Source organism: Peterkaempfera bronchialis (assembly GCF_003258605.2).
In the GTDB taxonomy this organism is placed as follows: Bacteria; Actinomycetota; Actinomycetes; order Streptomycetales; family Streptomycetaceae; genus Peterkaempfera; species Peterkaempfera bronchialis.
In genome coordinates this window covers 4,831,665-4,857,384 of record NZ_CP031264.1, presented here as the reverse complement: position 1 = coordinate 4,857,384, position 25,720 = coordinate 4,831,665, and the positions used below count along the sequence as shown (strand labels likewise).

The window sequence follows — 25,720 nt, the reverse complement described above, 5'->3', positions numbered from 1 at the left end:
CTGGCCGCCGTACGGTGTTGCGTTCGATATCGATCGGGGGACCCGCTGTCACCCGGGCGGGTCGCCCCTGCGGCGGCGGGCGGTACGCCAGTGCGCTCCGGAGCGCTCGGCAAACCCCAGCGAGGCCAGCTCATAGAGCCGGTGCAGCACCTCGTCCGGCGGCAGCCCGGCGGCCCGGACGACCGCCTCGACCGGTGCACCGTCGGCGGCGGCCGGCAGTGCCTCCAGGACCCGGCGGGCCTCGGGGGGCAGCACATCCCACGGCAGCACCGGGCCCTGCTGCGGCCGAGCAAGGTCGCCGCCGATCCCGCCGACCAGCTCCACCACCTCGGCCGCGTCGGTGACCAGCGTCGCCGCGCCGCTGCGCAGCAGGGCGTGGACGCCGCCGGAGAGTTCCGAGGTCACCGGGCCGGGGACGCCGCAGGTGAGCCGGTTGAGGTCCCTGGCCCGGCGGGCGGTGCTCAGCGCGCCGCTGCGCAGGGCCGCTTCGACGACCACGGTCCCCCGGGTGAGGGCGGCGATCACGCGGTTGCGCAGCACAAAGCGGAAGCGGTTGGGGTGCTCACCCGGCGCCAGTTCACTGACCAGCAGGCCCTGCTGGGAGATGCGGCGGATCAGTTCGGTGTGGCCGCGCGGGTAGGCGATGTCGATCCCGCAGGCGAGGATGGAGACGGTGGGGCCGCCGACCGCCAGGGCGCCCCGGTGGGCGGCGGCGTCGATCCCGTACGCGGCGCCGGAGACCACCACCCAGCCGCGTTCGGCCAGTCCGGCTGCGAGTTCCCCGGCGACATGTGCGCCATAGGCCGTACAGGCGCGGGCACCCACGACGGCCACGGAGCGCAGGGCCAGCAGCCGCAGCGAGGCGGCGCCGGTCGTCCAGAGGCCGATGGGCCGGGCCGGTCCGAGGTCGTCCAGTTGGGTCGGCCATTCCGGATCGCCCGGGATGACGAACCGGCCGCCCAGGGCCCGGACCCGCTCCAGGTCGGCGGCCGGGTCAAGCCCGGGAGCGCGGACCCGGTAGCGGGCCAGCCGGGCGGCGGTGGCTCCGGGGGGCTTGCCACCCGTCTCGATGGTGCGCAGCAGGCGGGCTGCGCCGAGTTCCGCGATCCACTGCCCGACGGTGAGGTCGCCGGGCTCGGCAAGCCGGGTCAGCGCGACCCTGGCCAGCCGCTCCCGGTCGTCGGGGCCGGTAGGCGGCGCGGCCTCCTCGGGGTCGGTTCCTTCGAGGTCGAGAGGGATCTGGATCGGAGTCACCGGAGACGGCCTTTCTACGTGTGGGGGGGAATCGGGGTGCCCGGGCGGGGTGACGCCCGGCCCGGCCACGGCCGGAGACCCGGGCCCACGCCAAGCGGGCAGGTCCGGCGGCTGAGCGGGGCGGGGGCGGGGGCTCGACGGCGGGAGATCGGGTGAGCAGGGCGGGCTCGGTGGCGGGAGGTCGGGGGAGCGGGCAGGTCCGGCGGCTGAGCGGGGCGGGCTCGGCGGCGAGGGTCGGGTGAGCAGGGCGGGGGCGGGTGATCGGGGGAGGGGGCTCGGCGGGAGGTCAGGTGAGCGGGCAGGTCCGGCGGGTGAGCGGGGCGGAGGCAGGGGTCGGGTGATCGGGTGAGCGGGGCGGGGTCGGGTGAACGGGACGGGGGCGGGGGTGGCGGCGAGGGGCGGGTCAGGGGGTGGGGAGGGGGAGGCCGCGGTGGACGCCGGTGCGGAGGACCAGGGCGGTGCGGATGTCGGTGCGGTTGGGGCGGTCGCGGCCGGCCAGGTCGGCGACGGTCCAGGCGACCCGGAGCACCCGGTCCAGGCCGCGCGCGGTGAGCAGGCCGCGCTGCATCTCGCGTTCGGCGTCGTCCAGGGCCCCGGGCGCCAGCCGCCAGCGGGTGCGCAGTTCGTGGCCGGGCACCTCGGCGTTGCCGTGCCAGGGGGTGTCGGCGAGCCGGGCGGCGGCCCGCCCACGGGCGGCCAGGACCCGGGCGGCGACGGTGGCCGTGGTCTCGGCGGTGGTGTCGCGGTCCAGCAGTTGCACCCGGGTCACCGGTTCCACTTCGACCTGGAGGTCCACCCGGTCCAGCAGCGGGCCGGAGAGCCGCCCCTGATAGCGGCTCACCATGGCCGGGGTGCACGCGCACCCCTCGCCGCGCCGGGAGTAGCGCCCGCAGGGGCAGGGGTTGGCGGCGAGCAGCAGCAGGAAGCGGGCGGGCAGCCGCAGCGACCCCGCCGACCGGGCCACGATCACTTCGCCGGACTCCAGCGGCTGCCGCAGCGCGTCCAGGACCCGGACGGGGAACTCGGGGGCCTCGTCCAGGAAGAGGACGCCCCGGTGGGCCAGCGAGACCGCGCCGGGCCGGGGCAGTCCGCTGCCGCCGCCGATGATCGCGGGCATGGTGGTGGAGTGGTGCGGGGCGCAGTAGGGGGCGGTGTCGATCAGCGGGCGTCCGGGCGGCAGCAGTCCGGCGACCGAGTGCACGGCGGTGACCTCCAGGGCCTCCTTCGGGCGCAGCGGTGGCAGCAGTCCGGGCAGCCGCTCGGCCAGCATGGTCTTGCCGGCGCCGGGCGGTCCTTTGAGGTAGAGGTGGTGGCCGCCCGCCGCCGCGATCTCCAGGGCGCGGCGGGCCTCGTACTGGCCGGCGACATCGGCCATGTCCAGGTGGTGGGTCCGTTCCCCGGTGAGGCCCCGGGCGCCGACGCCGGGGAGGGTGAGCCCGGCCATCATCGGGTCGGGGCGGCCGGGGGCGGTGCGGTCGTCGGGTTCGTCGGGCGGGGGGTCGCCGGTGAGGACGGCGATCAGTCGGCGGAGGCTGCGTACGCCGAGCACCGAGATGCCGGGGACCAGGGCGGCCTCGGAGGCGGTCTGCTCGGGGACGACGACCTGCCGGTAGCCGGCGTCGGCGGCGGCGAGAACGGCCGGCAGTACTCCGCGGACCGGCCGGACCCGGCCGTCGAGGCCGAGTTCGCCCACGATCAGCAGGTCGGCGATGGCAGCGGGGTCCAGGCGTTCGGCTGCGGCGAGGACCGCGCAGGCGACCGCCAGGTCGAAGCCGCTGCCGCTCTTGGGTACCGACGCGGGGCTCAGCCCGACGGTGAGCTTGCGCTGCGGCCAGCTCTCGCCGCTGTTGACGACGGCGGCGCGGACCCGGTCGCGGGCCTCGCTGAGGGCCTTGTCGGGCAGGCCGACCAGGGTGAAGGCGGCGACGCCGGGTTCGAGGTCGGCCTGTACTTCGACGACCACCCCGTCGACGCCGAGCAGGGCGACGGAGCAGGTGTGGGCGAAGGCCACGGTCATACCACCCCGCGCAGGTGCTCGACCAGGGCGGCGCCCCGGAGGCGGCCGGTGACCGCGATCAGGTCGATGCGTACGCCGCCGGGTGGCGGTGGGGCGGGGCGCGGCGGGCCGGCGGCGGCGCCGCCGAGCCGGGCCCGGTGGACCGGCCAGCGTTCGTCGAGCCAGCGTGCGGCGAGTCTGCGCAGCCGTTCGGCCTTGGCCTCGGTGACGGCCTCGGCGGGCTGTTGGAAGCCGGTCTCGCGGCGGGTCTTCACCTCGCAGACGGCGAGGGTGTCGCCCTCCAGGGCGACGATGTCCAGCTCGCCCTCCCGGCAGCGCCAGTTGCGCTCCAGGACGGTCAGGCCGGCCTCCACCAGGCGGCGGGCGGCCACCTCCTCGCCGTAGCGGCCGAGGGCGGTGCGGGGATTGGTCATGGCGGTCACCTCCGGCACGGAGCGTGCCGGTGGCGGGCCGGGAGCGCGAGGGGCGGCCGGATTCCTGTGGACAACCCGGGGCTGTGGAAAAGCGCGTTCCCCCGCAGGGGTCAATAAGCGGGCGGGGGCTTGACAGCGGGTACGGTCAGCGGCCGAATCCGGCGTCGTCGGAGGGGAGCTCCAGATCGGTCTTGGCAAGCTCCTCGACGTTGACGTCCTTGAAGGTCAGCACCCGTACCTTGCGTACGAAGCGGGCGGGCCGGTACATGTCCCAGACCCAGGCGTCGGCCATGGACACCTCGAAGAAGACCTCGCCCTGCACCGAGTGGACCTGGAGTTCGTAGTCATTGGTGAGGTAGAAGCGGCGCTCGGTCTCGATCACGAATTTGAACAGGCCGACGACGTCGCGGTACTCCCGGTAGAGCTTGAGCTCCATCTCGGTCTCGTACTTTTCGAGGTCCTCGGCACTCATCCCCACGTCCCCTTAGCTGTCGTGTCCTCCCATTGTGGACCACCGGCGGGTGGCGGAGAGCCTCGGCAGGCCCCCTAGGGTCCACTGCGGCGCAGTCGGCGGAGGAACGCCGCCGCCGGGCCGAGGGCGGCGGTCACCAGGACGAGCACCGCCCCGGAGACCGAGGCCCAGGCAGCCGCCACCAGCGGTCCGGGCCGGGAGGCCCGGGAGCCGCCGACCGGGTCGAAGGCGGCGGTCCGGTCGATGCCGCCCATCCGGGCGAACGGCCAGGCGGTGCCCTCCACCCGGCCGAGCACATCGGCTGCGGGGACCGTGCCGGAGGCCCGGTCCAGGTGGACCCGGGAGTCCAGCGAGCCCAGCCGGTTGTCGCCCAGCAGGAAGATCCGCCCCTGCGGCACCCGCGCCGTGAACGCGCCGCCGTTGTAGCCCCTGGCGAGGTACGGCTCGTCGACCGGCGTGCCGTTGACGGTGAGCCGCTGCCGGGCGTCGCAGCAGACCAGGGTGTCCCCGCCGACCGCGACGACCCGCTTGATCATCAGGGCGCCGCCCCACTCGGAGTCCCGGAAGACCACCACGTCACCGCGCCCGATGTCGCTGCCGTCGCTGTTGCGCGCCAGCACGGTGTCCCCGGGGCGCACGGTGGGCTCCATGGAGTCGGTGGGGACGTTGTAGGGCCGGTAGTCGGCCGCGATCAGCGCGAAGCCGCCGACCATCAGCAGCAGACCGAGGGCGAGGGCGACGCCCTGGAGTACCCGGCCCAGCCGGCCGCCGGGTGTATCGGGGGCGGCGGCTGCTCCCGCCCCCGGACCGGTCCGGTCCGGGGCCTGGTCCGTGGTCCCACCGGCGGTCCCGCTCATCGGCGCCGTCCCCCCTCGGCCGGGCCCAGGGGCCGGCCTGCTCCTGCCGACCGCCCGCGAGGGGCCGCCGGTCGCGACAGCCGTACCGGGGCCGGCGGGCGGAAAGCAGGCGGGCCGTGGTACGCCCGAGCAGACTACTCGTCGGTACCACGGCCCGCGCAATGCCTCGGACGCCGCCGCCCGGGCGCGCTCCGTCAGCCGGCTGCCTCCGCCCGGCGCCTGCGGCGGCGGATCAGCAGGGTCACCGGCACGGCTCCGACCAGGCCGAGCGCCGGCGGGGCGAACGCTCCGGCGGCCGAGAGGCCGGGCTGGCTGAAGGTGTCGGGCACCGGCAGGGTGTTCCAGCGGGAGGCCGGCCAGGCGATCACAAAGGCGCGGCCGACGACATTGCCGACCGGGACGCTGCCGCCGCCGGGCTGGTCCATGTGGAAGCGGGAGTCCAGCGAGTCATTGCGGTGGTCGCCCATCACCCAGATGCCGCCGTCGGGCACCTTGACCGGCCCGAAGGGCTTGTCACCGCAGGGCGTGGTGCCCGGGTAGACATAGGGCTCGTCCAGCGCCACGCCATTGACCTTGACCGGGCCGCTCCCCTGGCACTCCACGGTGTCGCCGCCGACCGCGATGACCCGCTTGATCAGGTCCTTCTCATCGGCGGAGGGCATCAGCCCGACAAAGCTGAGGACGTTCTGCACACCGCGCAGCACCCCGTTGCCGGACTGCTCCGGCTCCTTGTTGAGCCAGCCGCCCGGGTCGTGGAAGACGACCACGTCGCCGCGCTCCGGCTTGGCGCCGAACCTCGGGGTGAGCTTGTCCACCAGCACCCGGTCACCCTTCTGAAGGGTGTCCTGCATGGACTCCGAAGGGATGGAGAACGCCTGCACGAAGAAGGTCTTGATGACAAGCGCCAGGACCAGCGCGATGCCGATCAGGATCGGCAGTTCCTTCCAGAACGAGCGCTGCTTGTGCTCCCGGGAGGCCGTGTCGGACTTCGCCGGCCGGGCCTCCCCCGGGGTGTCCGCCGCCTCGTCGTCGCCGGTACCGGACTCGGCGGCCACTCCGGCCGCCGTCCTGCCACCGCTCCGGTCCGCTTGCTGTCCGCCGGCTCCCGGGTCGCCCACGGAATCCGCGGTACGGCTGCCGGGGTCCTCGGGCTCACCGGCACCCGAACGGGCGCCGATCACGAGATCCCCCACGACATCTCCTCCCTGCACTGCGGACGCGACCGCGCCCACGCCGATGCGGTGCCATCCGGCGGCACCGCGGTTCCCGGACCCGCATGGCTGACCGCGGCCCGACGTCCTCCAGGTGCCCGACGCATCGCGCCGCACACCTGCACCTCTCTATCACCCGGTGGGGCCGCCCAGCGCCAGCACACACGGCGTCCCCCGTCATTCAGCCGCGACGGGCGACGCCCCTCCGCCATCGGCGGGCAGCGAAGGGCAGCGCAGCCACCACACCCATAACGAGCGACGGTTCCCCGGGATCCGGCCCGGCGGGCACGGCGGTGGAGGGTTGGCCAAGATTTTGACTGGAGGCGGGACCCCGACCGGAGGGCGCGCGGGCCGCGTCGATCACACTCCCGGGCGGCGGAGGCAGCGACGCCAGCGTGTCGGGCTCCGGCAGCCGGTGGAACCGGGAGACCGGCCAGGCGATCACAAAGGCGCGGCCGATGACATTGGAGAGTGGGATGGTGCCATTGCCGAAGTCGGTCATATGGAAGCGCGAGTCGGCGGAGAAGTCGCGGTGGTCGCCCATCACCCAGAGCCTGCCGCGCGGCACCGTCACGGTGAAGGTGATCCGTGACGCCGGGTTGCCGGGGGCGACATACGGCTCGTCGACCGGGGTGCCGTTGACCGTGAGCCGCCCACCGGCGTCGCAGCAGACCACGGTGTCGCCGCCGACCCCGATCACCCGCTTGATCAGGTCGCCCTCGTTGTCGGAGGGCAGCAGGCCGATGGTGGCGAAGGCGTGCTTCACCCCGCGCATCACCGGACCGTCCTCGGACGTCTTGTGGTCCTGCTCCAACCAGCCGCCCGGGTCCTTGAAGACCACCACATCGCCGCGCTTGTAGTCCTTGCCGAACCAGGGGGTGAGCTTGTCCACCACCACCCGGTCGCCGATCCGGATGGTGTCCTCCATGGACCCCGAGGGGATCACGAACACCTGGACCAGGAAGGTCTTCAGCAGCAGCGCGATCACCAGCGCCACCACGGCGATCAGCGGCACCTCACGCAGAAAGGAGCGCTTGCGGCGGCGGGCGGCGCGGCGGGCGATGCGGCGGCGCTCGGCGCGTCCCATCCCCGAGGTGCGGCGGCGCTTCTCGCCGCGTCCGGGCGCCCCGCCGCCGTCGGTCGCCGACTCGGGGGCGGCGCTGCTCCCCTCCGGCGGTTCGGCGACCCGCAGCCTACCCCTGGTCCCCATGCCGACCGCCCCTCCCTGCCGCGTCCACCGCGTCGTACCCACCGGGGCGCCGGAGGTGGTGCCAGCGCCCGACGGGATATACGACCCAGTCGGCCCGACCGATCACCCGGTCCTCGGGCACGGTGCCGCCACCGGGCTCCCCGAGGTGGTCGCGGGAGTCCCGGGAGTCGCTGCGGTGGTCGCCCATCACCCACAGCCTGCCGTCCGGCACCTCGATGTCGAACGGCACCGAGGAGGCGGTGTCACCAGGGAAGAGGTACCCGGACTCGTCCACCGGCACGCCGTTGACGGTGATCCTGTCCTGCCGGTCGCAGCAGACCACCCGGTCCCCGCCCACGCCGACGACGCGCTTGACGAAGTCGGTCTCGGAGGGGGACGCCAGGCCGAGGTAGGAGCCGAGCTGCCGCAGGGCGCCGCCCAGTCCGCCAGACCCGGCTCCGTCGTCCTGGAGGAAGGAGTCCCGGCCGTCGAAGACCACCACGTCACCCCGGTGCACGGTGCCGCCGAAGCGGTACGCGAGCTTGTTGACCACCACCCGGTCGCCCACCCGCAGGGTGTTCTCCATCGACCCGGAGGGGATGGCGAAGGGCTGGGCGACAAAGGCGTTCACCAGGGCCAGCACCAGCACGCAGACCACGGCCACCAGCAGCCCGCCGACCCACCGGCGGGGACGCCCGGCGTCGGGGAGCGCCGGAACGGCCGCGGACCGCGACGACGCCCCTGCCCCGTCTTCGGGGGCGGGGGCGCTGTCGCGGTCCGCGAGTGGTTCGTGGGTGCTCATCGGGCGAAGCCTATCCGGCCTCGTACGAGGGTTCCCCTCCCCGACCGGAGCCGGGACCGAGCAGCCGACCTCAGCGGTCGCGCTTCTCCTTGATCTTCGCGGCCTTGCCGCGCAGGTCGCGCAGGTAGTACAGCTTGGCGCGGCGGACGGCACCCCGGGTCACGACCTCGATCTTCTCCACGATCGGGGTGTGCACCGGGAAGGTGCGCTCGACGCCGACGCCGAAGCTGACCTTGCGGACGGTGAAGGTCTCGCGGACGCCCGCGCCCTGGCGGCGGATGACGACGCCCTGGAAGACCTGGACACGGGAGCGGTTGCCCTCGATGACCCGGACGTGCACCTTGAGGGTGTCACCGGCACGGAAGGCGGGGACGTCGTCGCGGAGCGACGCGGAGTCGATGACGTCGAGCAGATTGCTCATCGGAACTCTCCATCATGGGCGCCACGGGTCACCCACGGAATTCGTAAGGATGGGGGTTGCTGCGCACCGGCGAGGCCGGCGGACGGTGTTCCCCCCGTGGCAGGGGCAACGGCATGCAGCAGCGGCCTATTCTTCCACACCACCCGGTTCCGGCCGAAATCGGCCGCAGGCTTCGTCCCAGGTCACGCCGAGGGCGTCCAGCGCCTTGCGGTCGTGCTTGTCGAACGCGGCCTTCTCCCAGCGGCCCACCAGGTCCGGGCGCATCGCCAGGGTCCGGCGGAACGCCTGCTCCCGGCGCCAGCGGGCGATCAGGCCGTGGTTGCCGCTGAGCAGCACCTCGGGGACGGCACGGCCGCGCCACTCGGCGGGCTTGGTGTAGACCGGGCCCTCCAGCAGATCCGCCATGGCCCCGGCGGCGAAGGAGTCGTCGCGGTGCGACTCGGCGTTGCCGAGCACCCCCGGCAGCAGCCGGGCCACCGCCTCCACCATGACCAGCACCGCGACCTCGCCACCGGCCAGCACATAGTCGCCGATGGACGCCTCCACCACGGGCATCCGGTCGGCGGCCTCCTCGATGACCCGGCGGTCGATGCCCTCGTAGCGGGCGGGGGCGAACGCCAGCCACGGCTCGGCGGCCAGCCGCTGGGCCAGCTCCTGGGTGAAGGGGCGGCCGCTGGGGGTGGGCACCACCAGGGTGGGTACGGCGCCCTCGCCGAGGCCCCGGCCGGCCAGCTCCTCGGCGCCGCGCTCCAGCACGGCGTCCAGGGCGGCGCCCCAGGGCTCCGGCTTCATCACCATGCCGGGGCCGCCGCCGTACGGGGTGTCGTCCACCGTGCGGTGCACATCGGTGGTCCAGTCCCGCAGGTGGTGGAGGTGGATGTCGAGTCGGCCACGGGCCCGGGCCTTGCCGACCAGCGACACATTCAGCGGTTCGAGGTACTCGGGGAAGATGGTGACGACATCGATGCGCATGGGCGCGGGTTACTCCTGACCTGCGTCGGAGCCGGCGGTCTCGGCCCGGTCGGGGTCGATCAGCCCCGGCGGCGGGTCGATGACGGCCCGCTGCTCCTCCAGGTCGATCTCGGGGACGATTCGCTCCACAAACGGCACCAGTACCTCGCGGCCGTCCCCGGTGGTCACCGAGAGCAGGTCCTGGTACGGCAGATGGACCACCTCGGAGACCTCGCCGACCCGGGTGCCGTCGCGCAGCACCACATCGAGGCCGACCAGCTGGTGGTCGTAGTACTCGTCGGGGTCGTCGGGGAGTTCGGCGGGGTCGACCTCGGCGATCAGGACGGTGTTGCGCAGCGCCTCGGCGGCGTTGCGGTCACCCACCCCCGCGAAGCGCAGCAGCAGCCGGCCGCTGTGCACCCGGCCGGACTCCACGGTGAGCGGTCCGGCGGAGGGCGGGTCGGTGAGCAGCACCGCGCCGGGTGCGAGCCGGAGCTCCGGCTCGTCGGTGCGGACCTCGACGGTCACATCCCCTCTGATGCCGTGGGCACGGCCGATCCTGCCGACGACGAGCTGCACGGTGATCGCGCTCCTGTGGTTCACGACTGGTTGGGACTGGTGAATGCGGCAGGGCCGACCGGGACGAGGTGCGTCCCGATCGGCCCTGAAGAGGATCGGCCCTGAAGAGGAGCCGTGCGGCTCAGCGGACGTTGTCGACGTCGACCAGGTCGACGCGGACGTTCCGTCCACCCAGCGCGCCGACCACGGTGCGCAGCGCACGGGCGGTGCGGCCACCACGGCCGATGACCTTGCCGAGGTCCTCGGGGTGCACCCGCACCTCAAGGGTGTTCCCCCGGCGCAGGTTGCGTGACCGCACCTGGACCTCATCGGGGTTCTCGACGATGCCCTTCACCAGGTGCTCGAGGGCTTCCTCGAGCATCCTCAGGCCTCGCTGGACGCGGTCTCGGCCTCAGCGGCCTCGTCCTTCTTGTCCGACTTCTTGGCCTTGGGGGTGATGGCGGCACCGGTGGTGCTGTCCTCGAAGCCCTGGACGGCCTTGGCGAAGAGGTGGCTGTAGTCCTCGACCTTGGGCTCGGCAACCTTCAGGGGAGCCGGAGCCGGCTCGCCCTTGAACTTCTGCCAGTCACCGGTGAGCTTGAGGATGGCGAGCACCGGCTCGGTCGGCTGGGCGCCGACGCTCAGCCAGTACTGGGCGCGGTCCGAGTCGACCTCGATCTTCGAGGGGTTGTAGGTCGGCTGGTAGACGCCGATCTCCTCGATGGCGCGGCCGTCGCGCTTGGTGCGCGAGTCGGCGACGACGATGCGGTAGTGCGGGGCGCGGATCTTGCCCAGACGCTTCAGCTTGATCTTGACTGCCACTGGAGTGGGGTCTCCTGGTCTTGACGTGGGTGAGCGGCCGCGCGCTCCACGTGGGGTTGCGGACGTCGGCTGCTCGACTGACACGCCAGCCGGAGGAGAGAGGGGTCCTGCTCGGCTGCCGAGTACTCAGCTGCCCATTGTGCCACAGCGCGGGCGCTCTCCCGACCGCGCCCGGCGCCGCCGGATCCGGGCAGCCGCCATCGCGGCGCCGCGAGACGCGCCTCGCGGTGCCGTGCGGCGGTCCCGGGCCCGACCTGCGGGCTCAGGACACCCGGCAGGACGCCGGGCTCAGGACGCCGGGGCCCAGGACTCCGGGCTCAGGACTCCGAAGCCGGCTCGGCGATCCGGAACGGCTGCTGGCAGGCGCCGCAGACGATGGATGCCTGAGCGAGCACCGAGGGGACCACCCGGACGTTCCGCCCGCAGCCGCAGACCGCCTTGACGCGGACGCCGCCGCCGGACGAGCCATGGCGGGTGGCCGGGCCACGGAAGGCGCGGCCGCGGCCGTCCCCGCTGACGGCCTCGGAGTGTGCCCCGAGCGCCCTGTCCAGGCGCTCGATGGTGTCCGCGTACCGGGCCCTGGTCTCCGGCTCCATGGTCACCAGCGAGAAGCCGCTGCTGGGATGGGGCTCGACCGGATGGGCCAGGCCCAGCTCGTCGGCGATGCCGAGGAAGCGCCGGTTGTGGTACCGCCCGGCCCGCGAGGTGTCGCGGATACCACGGGCGGCGGCCAGTCCGTGCGCCGCCTCGTGCAGCAGCCGCTCAAAGCTGAGCTCGGTGCCGCAGGCGGAGGAGGATTCGCCGATCAGCGACTCCGGGGCCGCGAGATCGGGCAGGTCGGGGTGATGGCGCTGGATGTCGCTCCAGGCGGCGGCAAGTTCGGCCGCGAGGACGAGAGGCTGTGTCGTGCTCACGCTATGCCAACGATAGAGAGCGGTCCGATGTTCCGTCCACAGCCGAACGATCGCGATCCCCGTTGATCGCGGAGTACGCCCCGAGCTGCGCAGAGGCGTCTATCGAGCACCTGATACAACGTCAAACTCCTGTCCTACGCGGCCCATTGAGCCCCGTACGGAGGGTGAGGGTAAGGCCCGTGGCCACCACAACATGACCACGGGCCGAACACGATATCCGCCCGCTCAGTACGCGCGGGCGACGATCGCGATGTTGCCCGACTGATCGTCGGCCTCCGGCACCGAACCGTCGGCCGCGACCAGGCAGCGCACCGAGACTCCCTGCTCCGCCAGCTTGGCCTCGCCCTCCGGGCCGAGGTCGGCCCAGGGGATGCGGCCCCAGCCGGTGGCGGCGGCCTCGACCGCCTCCTCGATGGAGGTCACATCGACGGTCCGGGCCTCCCGGCGCTCGCGCGACTGGCGCAGCAGCAGCGCCTGGTCCTCCTCCAGCACGGCCGGTACCAGCTGCGTCAGCGCATCGATGGAGACCGGTTCCTTGCCGCCGGGGATGCGGCGGGCCAGCATCGCGGTACCGGCCTCCAGGTCGCGGGGGCCCACCTCGATGCGCACCGGGACGCCCTTGAGCTCCCAGTCCACCGCGCGGCGGCCGAACGGCACATCGGTGCGGTCGTCCACGACCACCCGGACGCCGGCCGCCTCCAGCGCCGCGCCGATCTCCCGCACCTTGGCGACCACCGCGTCATCGCCCTTGATGGCGAGCACCACGACCTGCACCGACGCCAGCCGGGGCGGCACCCGCAGGCCGTTGTCGTCGCCGTGCGACATGATCAGGCCGCCGACCATACGGGTGGAGCTGCCCCAGGAGGTCTGCCAGACGTGCTCCTGCTTGCCCTCGCCGGAGAGGTACTGGGTGTGGAACGCCTTGGCGAAGTTCTGGCCCAGCTCATGGCTGGTGCCCATCTGCAGCGCCTTGCCGTCGCCCATCATGCCCTCCAGGGTGAGGGTGTTGATGGCGCCGGCGAAGCGCTCCCGGGCGGTCTTGCGGCCCAGCACCACGTCGATGGCGAGGACGTTCACCATGAAGTCGCCGTACACCTCGCGGTGGATCATGTCGGCGTAGGCGCGCGCGTCCTCGTAGGTGGCGTGGGCGGTGTGGCCCTCCTGCCAGAGGAACTCGGTGGTGCGCAGGAAGACGCGGGGCCGCAGCTCCCAGCGGACCACATTGGCCCACTGGTTGATCAGCAGGGGCAGGTCGCGGTAGCTCTGCACCCACTTGGAGAAGTACTCGTTGATGATGGTCTCGGAGGTGGGCCGGACCACGACCGGCTCCTCCAGCTCCTTGCCGCCGCCGTGGGTGACCACGGCCAGCTCCGGAGCGAAGCCCTCGACGTGCTCCGCCTCCCGGGTCAGATAGGACTGCGGGATGAACATCGGGAAGTACGCGTTCTGGGCTCCGGCGCGCTTGATCCGCGCGTCCATCTCCTGCTGCATCCGCTCCCACAGGCCGTAGCCATACGGTCGGATGACCATGGTGCCGCGCACCGGGCCGTTGTCGGCCAGCTCGGCCTTGTTGATCAGGTCCTGGTACCAGCGCGGGAAGTCGTCCGCCTGGGGAGTGAGCACGGGAGCCTTTGCCATGGGGCGAATGTTACGGGGCCGGTGCACCCGACCGTGAATCGCTATGCCCCTCCCGTCCCGCCCGCGCACGGCGGAGGGGCGCACGACCGCCGGGGGCGCGCGCCTCCGCCACTCCTCTGGACGCCGGGCCGCGACGGGGGTTGTCTGTATTCGGGGGGATTCGGGGAGCAACGCGGGGGGTCGTCCATCGTGCCGCGAACCGGCACGGCAGCCGACGGACCGGATGGGAGGCCGCAGGATGGCTTCTGCTCAGGTGAGGAGCACGGCCACGGAGCTCACGCGGGCGCAGCAGCGGGCGCGCGACTGGGCCGAGATCCAGGAACGCATGCTGGTGCCCCTGTACGAGGCCGTCTACCAGCGGCTGGAGGTGGGCCCGGCCACCAGCGTGCTGGGCCTGGGCTGCCGTTCCGGGCTCGCCCTGCTGCTGGCCGCCGCCCGGGGCGCCGAGGTCGCGGGCATGGAGCCGGAGGGCGAGCTGCGCTCGCTGGCCCAGGGGCGGCGGCTGCGGGTGCTCGCCGATGTGCACCGCGACGCCTCCCCCGGCGCACCGCCGCCGACCACGCACTCCCTGGTCACGGCCTTCGAGAACCTGTACTGCGCCGCCGACCCGCAGGCGCTGGTGCGCAGCGCCGCCCGGCTCACGCTGCGCGGCGGGCATGTGGTGCTGGCGACCTGGGGGCCGCCGGAGCGCTGCCAGAGCGCGGGCGTGCTGGAGGTCGCCCGGCGGCTGGCCGCGCCGGCGGCGACCTCGGCCTCGGCGTCGGCGTCGGCAGGGAGGCGGCGGGGCCGGGGGCGGCGGTACGACCCGTTCGGGCTAAGCGCCCCCGGAAAGTTGGAGTCGCTGGTGGTGGGGGCGGGGCTGCGCCCGGACGGCAGCGGCCGGGTCTCCTGCCCGTTCGCCTATCCGGACCTCGAGAGCGCGGTGCGCGGGCTGCTCTCCACCGGGGCCTATGACGCGGCGGCGGCGTACTCCGGTGAGGCGCTGGTGGTCAAGGAGCTCACCGAGGCGCTCCACCCCTATCGGCGGGAGGGCGGCTCCGTGCGGATGGCGAACGTCTTCCGCTATGTGGTCGCCCAGGCGGTCTGAGCGGGCCCTGACCCGGCCGGGCCAGGGCCGGGGAAGCGGTCAGCCGGGCAGGCCGGGCCACTCCTCGGCGGTCAGGGCGTAGCGCTCGTGGTCGCGCCAGGCGTCGTTGATCCAGAGCATCCGGGGGGAGTAGCCCTCCAGCCGGAAGCCCAGGCGTTTGGCCAGCGCGGTCGACCGCTGGTTGTCCGGCTGGACGTTGATCTCCAGCCGGTGCAGGCCCAGGCCGCCGGCGCCCTGCGGCGCAAAGCAGCGGTCCACCACCAGGCGCATCCCCTCGGTCATCCGGCCGGTGCCGGCGTAGGGCAGGTAGGAGTCGTAGCCCAGCGAGGCGTTGCAGAAGCGGCCCATCGCGATGTTGGCCACATTGCACTTGCCGACCAGGCCGCCGTCGCCGGTGTCCACGATCAGGAAGGTGCGCAGCCCCGGGCCCTGCCGCTGGAGCAGACCGGGGAGGTCCGCCTCCACGGGGTTCCAGGGGCCGATGTGGTCGGCGGACCGCAGCACCGCGTCGGCGTAGGCGTCGCTGTCGGAGGGCTTGGGGGCTCGGATCGTCACTCGCACGGGTCCATCATCGGACACGGCGGCGGCCCGCCGCCCCCGTTTTCGGGGGGCGGCGGGCCGCATGGGACGAGGGTGCCGGACTACTCGTGCCGGATTACTGGGGCGGCAGCAGGTCCTTGAACTCCTTGGGCAGCTCGAAGTCGGCGGGCCCCTGGCCGGCGCCCAGGCCGAAGGCGCCTCCCGGCTGCGCGTCGGGGTTGGCCCGCCGCTCGGCGGCCGCCTTCTCCTCCGCCGCCCGCTTCAGCGGGTTGCCGGAACGCTGCCTGCCCTTGCCCTTGACCTGCTTCTTGTTCTGCTTCCGGGGGCCGCCGCCGCCCATGCCGGGGATGCCCGGCATCCCGGGCATGCCCTGGCCGCTGGCCATCCGGGACATCATCTTGCGCGCCTCGAAGAACCGCTCCACCAGGTTGTTGACCTCGGTGACGGTGACGCCGGAGCCCTTGGCGATACGGGCCCGCCGCGAGCCGTTGATGATCTTCGGGTCCTCGCGCTCGATCGGCGTCATCGACTTGATGATGGCGCCGACCCGGTCGACGTCCCGGTCGTCGATGTTGTTGATCTGGTCGCGGATCTGGCCCATGCCCGGCAGCATCCCCAGCAGCTTGGAGATGGAGCCCATCTTGCGGACCTGCTCCAGCTGGCTGAGGAAGTCGTCAAGGCTGAACTCCTTGCCGCCGCCGCGCAGCTTGGAGGCCATCTTCTCGGCCTCGGCCTGCGAGAACGTCCGCTCCGCCTGCTCGATCAGGGTGAGCATGTCGCCCATGCCGAGGATGCGGGAGGCCATCCGGTCGGGGTGGAAGGCGTCGAAGTCGTCGACCTTCTCGCCGTTGGAGGCGAACATGATCTGACGGCCGGTCACATGAGCGACGGACAGCGCCGCACCGCCACGCGCGTCGCCGTCCAGCTTGGACAGCACCACGCCGGTGAAGTCGACGCCGTCGAGGAACGCCTGTGCGGTGGTGACCGCGTCCTGGCCGATCATGGCGTCCACGACGAAGAGGACCTCGTCCGGCTGCACGGCGTCGCGGATGTCCGCGGCCTGCTGCATCAGCTCGGTGTCGATGCCGAGCCGCCCGGCGGTGTCCACGATGACGACGTCGTACTGCTTGGTCTTCGCGTACTCGATCGAGTCGCGGGCCACCTGCACCGGGTCGCCCACGCCATTGCCCGGCTCCGGCGCGAAGACATGCACGCCGGCCCGCTCGCCGACCACCTTCAACTGGTTGACCGCGTTGGGCCGCTGGAGGTCGCAGGCGACCAGCAGCGGGGTGTGCTTCTGCTGCGTCAGCCAGCGGCCGAGCTTGCCCGCCAGGGTGGTCTTGCCGGCGCCCTGGAGGCCCGCCAGCATGATCACGGTGGGGGGCTGCTTGGCGAAGCGCACCCGCCGGGTCTCGCCGCCGAGGATGGCGATGAGCTCCTCGTTGACGATCTTGATGATCTGCTGGGCCGGGTTGAGCGCCTGGGAGACCTCGGCCCCCAGCGCCCGCTCCTTGACCTGCTTGATGAAGGCCCGGACAACCGGGAGCGCCACATCCGCCTCAAGCAGGGCGATGCGGATCTCACGGGCCGTGGCGTCGATGTCCGCCTCGGTCAGGCGGCCCTTGCCCCGGAGGCTCTTGAACGTCGCTGCGAGGCGGTCGGAAAGGGTGTCGAACACGTCGGTCGCGGGTCCCTCGTGGCATCGGTACGGGTACGGTCGTCGCCCCCAGGGTATCCGGCCGCCGTCCGCACGGGGCGCGGTGTCCGTTTCGGAGGCACTTGCGCACCTCCCACGGCCGACCGGCCGCCCCCCTCCCCCGCCCGTGCGCTGCACAGAGCCCTATGATCCGCATCATCCACCTGGCGCAGGGCGGGGCCACACAATGCGCCACGCCGACACTCATGAGGGCGGGACATGGCATCGCGCAATGCGCACGCGCACAGAGCACTGGGACTCAAGGGGAAGGTCTGGCTCGGTTTAAGCGCCGTTCTGCTGGGCGGCGGCGGAGCGACCGCAGTCGCCTTCGCCGGTACGGACGTGCCGAACCAGACCGGACGGCACGGAAGGGCCCACGGCCCGGTCAGGCCCACGCTTTTCCGAAGCCCCCTCGGCGAGCTGCCCCGGGCCCATGGCAACAGGCCGGTGCGCGGGCTGACCCAACGCAGTACCCAGCCCTTCAACCTGCTGGGTGTCAGCTGGGACGACGCCCGTACAGAGCTCAAGGGCACCGTTCAGGTACGTACCCGGGACATGGCCACCGGCACGTGGTCCGACTGGTCGGAGCTCTCCGCCGCGGACTCCTCGCCGGACCCGCGAAGCGCCGAGGCCGCCCCCGCCCGCGGCGCCACCGAACCTCTCTGGACCGGGCCGTCCAACGGCGTGGAGCTTCGGGTCACCTCCGACAGCGGAACCACCAGGCTGCCCGCCGGGCTGCGGCTGGAGTTCGTCGCTTCCGGCGACCTTGGCAGCTCCGCTGACTCCTCGGCGTCGGGCGCGGCGGCTGCCGCCGAGGCAGGCACCGGGGCGGTTACCCTGCCCGACGCGCAGCCGGCTGCGGCCGTGCTGTCCGATGCCTCCCCCGACATCCCGGCACCGCCGACCTCGACAATGCCGAAGCCGGCCATTGTCACCCGTGCCCAGTGGGGCGCCGACGAGACGCTTCGCGACCAGACGCTGCCGAGCTACTCGCCCAATGGGGTGAAGGTCGTCTTCGTCCACCACACCGCGAACTCCAACGACTACCGGTGCAGCACCGATCCGGCTGACCCCTCGGGTTCCGCAGCGGTGGTCCAGGCCGACTACGCCTACCACGTGAAGGCCAACGGCTGGCGCGACCTGGGCTACAACTTCCTGGTCGACAAGTGCGGCACCATCTTCGAGGGCCGATGGGGCGGGCTCGACGACGGCCACGGCCCGGACCTGCCCGTCGTGGGCGCCCACACCCTCGGGGTCAACACCGACAGCATGGGTGTCGCGGTGCTCGGTACCTACACCGACGTCAAGGCGCCCGCCGTAGTGCTGACCTCCCTCGCGGCGCTCGCCGACTGGAAGCTCGGCATGTACGGACTGACGGCAACCGGGAAGAGCACCCTGGTCGAAGGAGCGGACCCCACCACCAGCGCCGGGAAGGGAGTCAAGTTCCCCCTGGGGACGAAGGTCGACTTCAACACCATCTCCGGCCACCGCGACGCCTTCGCCACCGAGTGCCCCGGCAACGCCCTCTACCCGCAGCTCGCCGACATTCGAAGCTACGCCGCAGGGCCTGCCGCCGCCCCTGTCGTCACCGGGCTCACCGGAGCCACCAAGTCCGGCACCACCTGGTACACCACGGGCAAGGCCACCGTCTCCTGGTCGGAAAGCTGGCCCTCCGGCCTGATCAGCCGCTTCGAGGTGCTGGTCGACGGCAAGACCGCTGCCACCATCGTGAACACCGCTCGCTCCGGCGCGATCAGCCTCGCTCCTGGCACACACACCGTGGCCGTGCGCGCTGTGCACATCGCCCAGAGCACCAGCACCTCCGCCGCCACCACCGTCATTGCGGAGACCACCAAGCCGGTCTTCTCCACCGCTCCGGCGATGCAGCTCCGCACCGGCACCGTGTCCACCGGGGCCGTCCCGGTCACCCTGACGTGGAAGGCGACCGACAACAAGCTGCTGAAGTCGGTCGCGCTCACCTCCCCCGCCGCCAAGACGTTCGGCCCCACCGTCACCAGCTACGCCACCACCGCCAAGTCCGGGGTGTCCACCAGCTGGGCGCTCAAGGCCACCGACATGGCCGGCAACAGCGCAACCGCCTCGGTGGCCCGCACACCGGCGATCTCCCAGGAGACCGCAGCCGCCAAGACCGGGACCTGGACCAAGCGGACCAACAGCAGCTACCTGGGCGGTGCCTCGTACTCCAGCAAGGCCAAGAACGCCAGCCTCACCTGGACCTTCACCGGCCGGTCGGTGGCCTGGGTGGTCTCGCGGGCGTCGGACTCCGGCCAGGCGTACATCTACCTGGACGGCAAGAAGGTCGCCACCTACGACCTGAAGTCGTCGAAGGTCCTCTACCGCCAGGCGGTCTGGACCAAGAACTGGAGCACCAGCGCCACCCACAAGCTGAAGATCGTGGTGGTCGCCACCTCGGGCCGTCCCACCATCACCACCGACGGCATCGTCGTCCTCAAGTGACCCGCACATGACCTAGCCGACCCGGCCGTATCCGGCGCCGCCCCGCAGTCCTCGCCCGAGGGCTGCGGGGCGGCGCCGTTTCAGGGGCGCCGTTTCAGGGGCGCCGTTTCAGGAGAGCGCCCGCTGCACCGCCCGCGCGACCTCCGCCGCGCGGGCGTCGGCCAGCGGACGGCCGCCGGCGTCGGTGACATAGAACGCGTCCACCGCGTCGGCGCCCAGGGTGGAGACCCGCGCCGTGCGGACCCGTACGCCGGTCTCCTCCAGGGCGCGGCCGATGCGGTGCAGCAGGCCCGGGGCGTCGTGGGCACGGACCTCCAGCACCGTGGCGGAGGCCGAGGCGCCGCCCGGGGCGACCGTGACCCGGGGCGGCGGGACGCCGGCGCCCCGGCGGCGGGGGCCGCCGCATCGCGTTCGGCCAGCCGCCCGGCGACGTCCAGGCCGCCGTCGAGGGCCCGCCGGATGTCCGCCCGCAGCCGGGCCGCCTCCGGGAGGTCGCCGTACTCGGCGGTCACGGTCCAGCAGAGCAGCACCACCGGGCCGGCCCCGACCGGGTCGATCTCGCGGAGGGCGGCGGCGCGGACGGTGAGGCGGTGCAGCGCCAGCACCCCGGCGACGGTGCCGAGCAGCGTCGGCCGGTCGGGAACCGCCAGGGTGAGTTCCACGCCCATGGAGTCACCCACCGGCCGCCCGGCCTGGTCCGGCGCGTCGGCCTGGTCGAGCCGTTCCGGAAGGTCCGGCAGGTCCGGCCGATCGGCGCGCTGCGCATGGGCGTGGAGGGTGAGCACCGGCCCGCCGGTACGGGCGGCCTCCACCGCCAGCCGCTCCTGCTCGGCGCTGGGCTCGGCGGCGGGCGGCACCGGCGGCGGGGAACCGGCCAGCAGCGCGGCGGCCCTGGACACCAGGTCAGAGACGAGCGACGCCCGCCAGCCGCTCCACGCGGCGGGCCCGGTGGCCAGTGCGTCGGCCTCGGTGAGGGCGTGCAGCAGCTCCAGGGTGCGGGTGGTGCCGACGACCTTGGTGACCGCCTCCACGGTCGCCGGGTCGCCCGGGTCGCGGCGGGTGGCGGTCTCGACCAGCAGCAGATGGTGGCGGACCAGCAGCGCCAGCACCTCGATGTCCTCCCGGCCGAACCCCATCCGCAGCGCCAGGTCGCGGGCGATCACCTCACCGGCCTCGGCGTGGTCGCCGGGCCACCCCTTGCCGATGTCGTGCAGCAGGGCGGCGACCAGCAGCAGGTCGGGGCGGGCGACCCGGCGGGTGAGGGCGGCGGCGCGGACGGCCGTCTCCACCAGGTGGCGGTCCACGGTCCAGCGGTGCACGGCGTTGCGCTGCGGGCGGCACCGTACCCGCTCCCAGTCCGGCAGCATCCGGGTGACCAGGCCCTCCGCCTCCAGCGCCTCCCAGACCGGCAGGCAGGCGCTGCCCGCGCCCAGCAGGGTGACCAGCTGCTCGCGGGCCTCGTCCGGCCAGGGCACCGGCAGCGGGCGGGTCTCCGCCGCCAGTCGGCGGACGGTGGCGTGCCCCACGGTGAGCCCGGCCTGCGCGGCCGATGCGGCGGCCCGCAGCGGCAGCACCGGGTCCTGGGCGGGCCGGGCGCTCTGGGCGAGTACGGCCTCGCCGTCCTGCTCCACCACGCCCTCGGCGAGCGGGCGGCGCTCCAGGGCGCCCCGGGCGACCGCCCCCGAGACCCGCCCGGCGCCGCCGAACGGGAAGCCGAGGCGCGGGCTGCGCCGCCCGCTCCGGGAGCGGGCCCGCAGCACCCGGTCGACCTCGCGCCAGGTGACGTCGGAGGCATAGGCGACGGTGCGGGCGGCCCGGTAGACCTGGCGCAGCAGGGTGTCGGCGTCCAGTACGCCGAGCAGCCGGGCGACCTGGTCCTGCTCCTGGAGGCTGAGCCGGTCGGTGGCGCGGCCGGTGACCAGGTGCAGGGCGTCGCGGACGTCGGCGAGCCGCAGGGCGGCCTCGGCCAGGCCGTCGCGCGGGGCGTCGGCGAGCCAGGAGGCGGCGACCGCGTCGAGGGCGACCAGGTCGCGCAGCCCGCCTCTGGCCTCCTTGAGGTCCGGTTCCAGCAGGAACGACAGCTCGCCGTGGCGTTCGGCGCGCTCCCGGCCGATCTCCGCCAGCTCCGGCAGCCGCTTGGGGGCGGCGGCCCGCCAGTCGGCGAGGACGGCGGAGCGCAGGGTGGCGGTGAGTGAGGGGTCGCCGCCGATGTGGCGGGCGTCCAGCAGGCCCAGCTGGGTCCTGAGGTCCTCGGCGGCGACCGCGCGGGCGGTGGGGAGGTCGCGTACGGAGTGGTCCAGGGCGGCGCCGCTGTCCCAGACCGGGTACCAGAGCTGCTCGGCCAGGGCCGGGAGGGAACTCCCCCAGGTGGAGCCGTCGTGCAGCAGCAGCACGTCCAGGTCGCTGCGCGGCGAGAGCTCGCCCCGGCCGTAGCCGCCGACCGCGACCAGGGCGACCCCGGCGGGCGCCGGTCCGCCGCCGTCGGCCGAGGGGCTGCGCAGCGCGGCGGCGGCTCCGGCCAGCAGGGCGGCGAGCCAGCGGTCGGTGAGGGCGGCCAGGGCGACCCGGCGGTGCGGGCCGGTGAGGCCGGTTTCGGCGAGCAGCCGCTGCCGGGCGGCGGCGTAGTCGGTGGGCACCGCGCCGGGTGCGGGCGTACGGGAGCCGTGGGGTGCTGTCTCCGGAGCGGTCACTGCCTGTCCCCGTCCGTCGTGCCGCAGCCGGGTGGGCCACGGCGGTGTCGCCTGGTACGCGGTGGGCGGACCCGCGGCCGGGGGCTGCTGGGTCCCCCGGGCCGCCGGTCCGCCGCCCGCGTCGGTGCGCTGGTCACTGGGCGCTGGTCACAGGGCGCTGGGGCCCCGCTCCCCCGTACGGACCCGGATCGCGGTCTCCACCGGGACGGCCCACACCTTGCCGTCCCCGATCTTGCCGGTGCGGGCGGCCTTGACGATCACATCGAGCAGGCCGTCCACGTCGTCGTCCTCCACCAGGACCTCGATGCGGACCTTGGGCACCAGGTCGACGGTGTACTCCGCCCCCCGGTAGACCTCGGTGTGGCCGCGCTGCCGACCGTAGCCGCTGGCCTCGGTGACGGTCAGGCCGTGCACCCCGAACGCCTGGAGGGCCTCCTTGACGTCATCGAGCCGGTGCGGCTTGATGACCGCGGTGATGAGCTTCATCAGGCGTCGACCTCGCTCTTCTGCGCAACCTGGACGGGGCTGGGGGACCCGGCCGCGACCGGCGCGGCGGTGCGGACCACACCGCCGGTGACCGAGGCGAAATCGTAGGCGGTCTCGGCGTGGAATGCCTGGTCGATGCCGCCCACCTCCTCCTCCTCGGTGGCGCGGAATCCGAGGGTGACGTCGATGGCCTTGGCCAGCAGCCAGGAGACGGCCAGTGAGTAGGCGGCGACCGCGAAGGCACCGGCCGCCTGCCGGCCGAGCTGGCCGAACCCGCCGCCCGCGGTGAGGCCGTCGGTGGAGTCGAAGACGCCGATCAGCAGGGTCCCGGCCATGCCGCCGACCGCGTGCACCCCCACCACATCGAGTGAGTCGTCGTAGCCCAGCCGGTACTTGAGGCCGACGGCCCAGGCGCAGACCGCACCGGCGATCACCCCGATGCCGAGGGCGCCCCAGATGTTGACCGCCGCGCAGGCGGGAGTGATGGCGACCAGCCCGGCGACCGCGCCGGAGGCGGCGCCCAGCGAGGTGAACGCGCCGTGCCTGACCCGCTCATAGGCGAGCCAGCCGAGCATGGCGGCGCCGGTGGCCACCTGGGTGTTGATGAAGGCCAGCGCGGCGGTGCCGTCGGCGGCCAGCGCCGATCCGGCGTTGAAGCCGAACCAGCCGAACCAGAGCAGCCCGGAGCCGAGCATCACCAGCGGCAGGCTGTGCGGGCGCATCGGGTCCTTTCTGAAGCCGATCCGCTTGCCGAGCACCAGCAGGGCGCCGAGCCCGGCCATACCGGCGTTGATGTGGACGGCCGTGCCGCCGGCGAAGTCCTTCACTCCGAGCTTGAAGATCCAGCCGCCGGACTGCCACACCCAGTGCGCCACCGGGAAGTAGACCAGGGTCACCCAGAGCGCGATGAAGAGCATCCAGGCGGAGAACTTGGCGCGGTCCGCGAGGGCGCCGCTGATCAGGGCCGGGGTGATGACGGCGAACATCAGCTGGAAGGCAGCGAAGGCGAAGACCGGGATGGAGCCGGTCAGCGTGGTCGCGGTGATGCCCTTCATACCGAGGAAGTCGAGGTTGCCCAGCAGCCCGGCGCCGGTGTCGTCGCCGAAGGCGAGGGAGTAGCCGTAGGCCACCCAGAGCACGCTGACGATCCCGAGGCTGATGAAGCTCATCATCAGCATGTTGAGGACGCTCTTCACCCGGACCATGCCGCCGTAGAAGAAGGCGAGGCCGGGCGTCATCAACATCACCAGGGCAGCGCATATGAGCACGAATGCGGTGTCGCCCGCGTCGAAGCCTTTCGGCATCCGCGTCTCCTTGAGGTGAAGGCCGCTCCGCCCACGGGCGCGTCCCTCCGGGGCAAGAGGGCCGTCCCGTGCTGCCCGTGGGCGTCGGCGATGTCAAGGAGCGTGCCGGAGGCCGGTTTCCACCGATGCGTCCGACTGTTTCGCCGGGGTGACGAGGGTCACTCCGGTGTTACACAAGGGTGAACGGCAGCCCTCAGCCGGCCAACCCTCAGCCAGCTGCGGCGTATTCCGGCAGCGCGGTGGTGATGCGGTCGGAGAGGTGCTGCACCTCGGCGACCGAGGGGTACCGCCGCAGCGCGGCATCGGTGGTCTTGCGGATCCGGGTGTTCAGCCGCTCGGAGCGGACCTTGCCCGCGATGTCGACCGCCTGGTGCGCCAGACCGGCCGCCGCCTCCGGCTCCTCCTGGAGCAGATGGACGCTGGCCATGCCGATCAGGTTGAAGGCATAGGACCTGCGGTGGGTCTCGTCCACCCGGAAGAGGTCCACCGCCCGCTCCATCACCGGGGCGGCCATCGAGGCGTACAGCGGGGAGCGGCTGGAGTGGTAGGCGAGGTCGCGGTAGGAGTGCGCATTCTCCGCGTTCAGCTCGGCCTCGGAGAAGAACGTGATCCAGTCCGGCTCGGTCTCACCGGTGCGGACGTCGCTGAAGGTGTCCTCGGCCAGCCGCGCCGCCCGGTGGCACTTGTTGACCTCGCCCAGGTTGGCGTAGGCGCGGGCCTCCATGGAGTACAGCAGCGCGGCGGTGCGGGGCGAGGCGGTGTCGCGGCTGCCGTACTGGGCGAGGTGGATCAGCTCCAGGGCGTCCTCGCCCCGGTTGAGGTGGATCATCTGGCGGCTCATGTCGGAGAGGATCAGCGCGCCGAAGGGCCGGTCACCGGCCTCCTTGGCGGCGTGCAGCGCCAGCACGTAGTACTTCTGCGCGCTGGGGTGCATGCCCACGTCGTAGGACATCCACCCGGCCAGGTGCGCCAGCTCGGCGGTGAGCCGGAAGAGGCGCCGGGTGGTCTCCTGCGGATAGGTCTCCTGGAGCAGGTCGGTGACCTCGTGGAGCTGGCCGACCACGGCCTTGCGGCGCAGACCGCCGCCGTTGTGCGCGTCCCACTGGCGGAACATCACGGTGGTCTGCTCCAGCAGCGCGAGCTCCGGCCCGGAGAGCCGGCCGGTGTGCGGCTCCCCCCCGTTGGCGGCGGTGAGGATCGGGGTGGGCGTACCGCTGGGCCCGGGGGCGAGCCACCGCTGCATGGGCTCGATCAGGGCGGAGCCCGCCGTCAGCGCGAGCGAGGTGCCCAGGAAGCCCCGGCGGTTGAGCATCAGGTCGCTGCGCGAGTACTCGCTGATCAGCTGCACGGTCTGGGCGCCGCTCCAGGGCAGGTCCACCTCACCGGCGCCGGTCACCGGGACCACGGCGCGCAGGCCGAGGTCCTCCACGGTGACCACCGAGCCGAAGCGCTCGGAGAACAGCTCGGAGAGGATCTTGGGAATGGGTTCGCGCGGCTGCTCGCCGTCCAGCCAGCGCCGCACCCGCGAGGTGTCGGTGCTGACATGGTGCGCGCCGGTCTGCCGCGCCCGGCGGTTGACCTGGCGGGCCAGCTCACCCTTGGACCAGCCGCTCCGCACAAACCATGATGTCAACCGCTCGTTGGGTTGCTTCTCTCCCACCGGAACGCCCCCATCCCGGGTTACCCCGCTGCCGTGCCCGACGGTCGCGGGCGGTGTCTGTAAGGCTGCACGCCCTGGCGGGAGCCGAGGGGCGCCGGTCCGGGCCCGACTCCGCGGAGGCAGCGGCCGACAGGGCAGGAAAGGGGAAGTCGCGCACAGTCGTGCACCCTGCTGTCCCTTGCCCTCGGCTTACCCGGAACTGACGCAGCGCCGTGGTCCGTGGACCGAACGTAATGCCCCGAGAGCCGTTCGGGGGAGTT

At 73.1% G+C, this 25,720-nt stretch carries 22 protein-coding genes and 1 pseudogene; 2 read left to right on the top strand and 21 right to left on the bottom strand.

From position 1 onward, the window contains the following. Positions 1-48: 48 nt before the first annotated feature. The 15 genes from dprA to proS all read right to left on the bottom strand — a co-directional run bounded on the left by dprA (position 49) and on the right by proS (position 13,519). Complete coding sequence (dprA, locus tag C7M71_RS21675) at positions 49-1,254, bottom strand: DNA-processing protein DprA (RefSeq protein ID WP_111492967.1); 1,206 nt, start codon at positions 1,252-1,254, stop codon at positions 49-51. Positions 1,255-1,657: 403 nt separating this feature from the next. Beyond that, positions 1,658-3,265 carry a YifB family Mg chelatase-like AAA ATPase gene (locus C7M71_RS21670; protein WP_114914715.1) on the bottom strand — a complete coding sequence of 536 codons (1,608 nt, stop codon included), beginning with the start codon at positions 3,263-3,265 and terminating at the stop codon, positions 1,658-1,660. A gap of 2 nt (positions 3,266-3,267) precedes the next feature. Continuing rightward, positions 3,268-3,684 carry a YraN family protein gene (locus tag C7M71_RS21665; protein WP_111491587.1) on the bottom strand — a complete coding sequence of 139 codons (417 nt, stop codon included), beginning with the start codon at positions 3,682-3,684 and terminating at the stop codon, positions 3,268-3,270. 145 nt (positions 3,685-3,829) lie between these two features. Beyond that, complete coding sequence (locus tag C7M71_RS21660) at positions 3,830-4,156, bottom strand: DUF2469 domain-containing protein (RefSeq protein WP_111491589.1); 327 nt, start codon at positions 4,154-4,156, stop codon at positions 3,830-3,832. Positions 4,157-4,230: 74 nt separating this feature from the next. Then, positions 4,231-5,013, bottom strand: a complete 783-nt coding sequence (gene lepB, locus C7M71_RS21655; RefSeq protein ID WP_111491591.1) for a signal peptidase I — start codon at positions 5,011-5,013, stop codon at positions 4,231-4,233. 194 nt (positions 5,014-5,207) lie between these two features. Further along, a complete protein-coding gene (lepB, locus tag C7M71_RS21650; RefSeq protein ID WP_111491593.1) occupies positions 5,208-6,206 on the bottom strand; it encodes a signal peptidase I in 999 nt (332 codons plus the stop codon). Between the two features lie 199 nt (positions 6,207-6,405). Next, entirely contained in the window at positions 6,406-7,434 is a 1,029-nt protein-coding gene (lepB, locus tag C7M71_RS21645; protein WP_111491595.1) for a signal peptidase I, read from the bottom strand. Then, positions 7,418-8,215: a signal peptidase I gene (gene lepB, locus C7M71_RS21640; protein ID WP_111491597.1), complete on the bottom strand. Its 798-nt coding sequence runs from the start codon at positions 8,213-8,215 to the stop codon at positions 7,418-7,420. The genes lepB (C7M71_RS21645) and lepB (C7M71_RS21640) overlap by 17 nt, the downstream gene beginning before the upstream one ends. A 70-nt stretch (positions 8,216-8,285) precedes the next feature. After that, complete coding sequence (rplS, locus tag C7M71_RS21635; RefSeq protein ID WP_111491599.1) at positions 8,286-8,636, bottom strand: 50S ribosomal protein L19; 351 nt, start codon at positions 8,634-8,636, stop codon at positions 8,286-8,288. Positions 8,637-8,762: 126 nt separating this feature from the next. Next, positions 8,763-9,608: a tRNA (guanosine(37)-N1)-methyltransferase TrmD gene (trmD, locus tag C7M71_RS21630; RefSeq protein ID WP_111491601.1), complete on the bottom strand. Its 846-nt coding sequence runs from the start codon at positions 9,606-9,608 to the stop codon at positions 8,763-8,765. Between the two features lie 9 nt (positions 9,609-9,617). Further along, positions 9,618-10,166, bottom strand: a complete 549-nt coding sequence (rimM, locus tag C7M71_RS21625) for a ribosome maturation factor RimM (RefSeq protein ID WP_111491603.1) — start codon at positions 10,164-10,166, stop codon at positions 9,618-9,620. Positions 10,167-10,287: 121 nt separating this feature from the next. Continuing rightward, a complete protein-coding gene (locus C7M71_RS21620) occupies positions 10,288-10,527 on the bottom strand; it encodes an RNA-binding protein (RefSeq protein ID WP_111491605.1) in 240 nt (79 codons plus the stop codon). A 2-nt stretch (positions 10,528-10,529) separates the two neighbouring features. Then, positions 10,530-10,967 (bottom strand): 30S ribosomal protein S16, encoded by a 438-nt coding sequence (rpsP, locus tag C7M71_RS21615; protein ID WP_111491607.1) that lies wholly within the window; start codon positions 10,965-10,967, stop codon positions 10,530-10,532. 317 nt (positions 10,968-11,284) lie between these two features. Beyond that, positions 11,285-11,881 carry a hypothetical protein gene (locus tag C7M71_RS21610; RefSeq protein WP_111491608.1) on the bottom strand — a complete coding sequence of 199 codons (597 nt, stop codon included), beginning with the start codon at positions 11,879-11,881 and terminating at the stop codon, positions 11,285-11,287. A gap of 225 nt (positions 11,882-12,106) precedes the next feature. After that, positions 12,107-13,519, bottom strand: coding sequence for a proline--tRNA ligase (proS, locus tag C7M71_RS21605; protein ID WP_111491610.1), 1,413 nt, complete (start codon positions 13,517-13,519; stop codon positions 12,107-12,109). A 238-nt stretch (positions 13,520-13,757) separates the two neighbouring features. Here proS and C7M71_RS21600 point away from each other — a divergent pair, with 238 nt between their 5' ends. Continuing rightward, positions 13,758-14,606 (top strand): class I SAM-dependent methyltransferase, encoded by an 849-nt coding sequence (locus C7M71_RS21600; RefSeq protein ID WP_111491612.1) that lies wholly within the window; start codon positions 13,758-13,760, stop codon positions 14,604-14,606. A gap of 39 nt (positions 14,607-14,645) precedes the next feature. Here C7M71_RS21600 and C7M71_RS21595 read toward each other — a convergent pair whose 3' ends face one another. Beyond that, on the bottom strand, positions 14,646-15,167 hold the full coding sequence (locus tag C7M71_RS21595; RefSeq protein ID WP_229758838.1) for a GNAT family N-acetyltransferase: 522 nt from the start codon (positions 15,165-15,167) through the stop codon (positions 14,646-14,648). A 94-nt stretch (positions 15,168-15,261) separates the two neighbouring features. Then, on the bottom strand, positions 15,262-16,824 hold the full coding sequence (gene ffh, locus C7M71_RS21590; RefSeq protein WP_111491615.1) for a signal recognition particle protein: 1,563 nt from the start codon (positions 16,822-16,824) through the stop codon (positions 15,262-15,264). Positions 16,825-17,397: 573 nt separating this feature from the next. Here ffh and C7M71_RS21585 point away from each other — a divergent pair. Then, on the top strand, positions 17,398-19,320 hold the full coding sequence (locus C7M71_RS21585; RefSeq protein ID WP_229758837.1) for a peptidoglycan recognition protein family protein: 1,923 nt from the start codon (positions 17,398-17,400) through the stop codon (positions 19,318-19,320). Between the two features lie 108 nt (positions 19,321-19,428). On the opposite strand, the pseudogene C7M71_RS21580 reads toward C7M71_RS21585, so the two are convergent. From C7M71_RS21580 to nsdA, 4 genes and pseudogenes are all read right to left on the bottom strand, one after another. After that, a pseudogene (locus C7M71_RS21580) lies at positions 19,429-22,010 on the bottom strand ([protein-PII] uridylyltransferase). Between the two features lie 147 nt (positions 22,011-22,157). Further along, positions 22,158-22,496, bottom strand: a complete 339-nt coding sequence (locus C7M71_RS21575) for a P-II family nitrogen regulator (RefSeq protein ID WP_111494858.1) — start codon at positions 22,494-22,496, stop codon at positions 22,158-22,160. Next, positions 22,496-23,800: an ammonium transporter gene (locus C7M71_RS21570; protein ID WP_111494856.1), complete on the bottom strand. Its 1,305-nt coding sequence runs from the start codon at positions 23,798-23,800 to the stop codon at positions 22,496-22,498. The genes C7M71_RS21575 and C7M71_RS21570 overlap by 1 nt, the downstream gene beginning before the upstream one ends. A 208-nt stretch (positions 23,801-24,008) precedes the next feature. Continuing rightward, complete coding sequence (gene nsdA / locus C7M71_RS21565; protein WP_111494854.1) at positions 24,009-25,460, bottom strand: transcriptional repressor NsdA; 1,452 nt, start codon at positions 25,458-25,460, stop codon at positions 24,009-24,011. Positions 25,461-25,720 lie beyond the last annotated feature (260 nt).

Coding starts and splice junctions, on each gene's coding strand:
- C7M71_RS21600 (WP_111491612.1), top strand. CDS start 13,758: ATGGCTTCTGCTCAGGTGAGGAGCACGGCCACGGAGCTCACGCGGGCG.
- C7M71_RS21585 (WP_229758837.1), top strand. CDS start 17,398: ATGGCCACCGGCACGTGGTCCGACTGGTCGGAGCTCTCCGCCGCGGAC.
- C7M71_RS21660 (WP_111491589.1), bottom strand. CDS start 4,156: ATGAGTGCCGAGGACCTCGAAAAGTACGAGACCGAGATGGAGCTCAAG.
- trmD (WP_111491601.1), bottom strand. CDS start 9,608: ATGCGCATCGATGTCGTCACCATCTTCCCCGAGTACCTCGAACCGCTG.
- C7M71_RS21665 (WP_111491587.1), bottom strand. CDS start 3,684: ATGACCAATCCCCGCACCGCCCTCGGCCGCTACGGCGAGGAGGTGGCC.
- rplS (WP_111491599.1), bottom strand. CDS start 8,636: ATGAGCAATCTGCTCGACGTCATCGACTCCGCGTCGCTCCGCGACGAC.
- C7M71_RS21620 (WP_111491605.1), bottom strand. CDS start 10,527: ATGCTCGAGGAAGCCCTCGAGCACCTGGTGAAGGGCATCGTCGAGAAC.
- C7M71_RS21575 (WP_111494858.1), bottom strand. CDS start 22,496: ATGAAGCTCATCACCGCGGTCATCAAGCCGCACCGGCTCGATGACGTC.
- lepB (WP_111491591.1), bottom strand. CDS start 5,013: ATGAGCGGGACCGCCGGTGGGACCACGGACCAGGCCCCGGACCGGACC.
- C7M71_RS21570 (WP_111494856.1), bottom strand. CDS start 23,800: ATGCCGAAAGGCTTCGACGCGGGCGACACCGCATTCGTGCTCATATGC.
- proS (WP_111491610.1), bottom strand. CDS start 13,519: ATGGCAAAGGCTCCCGTGCTCACTCCCCAGGCGGACGACTTCCCGCGC.
- lepB (WP_111491597.1), bottom strand. CDS start 8,215: ATGAGCACCCACGAACCACTCGCGGACCGCGACAGCGCCCCCGCCCCC.
- lepB (WP_111491595.1), bottom strand. CDS start 7,434: ATGGGGACCAGGGGTAGGCTGCGGGTCGCCGAACCGCCGGAGGGGAGC.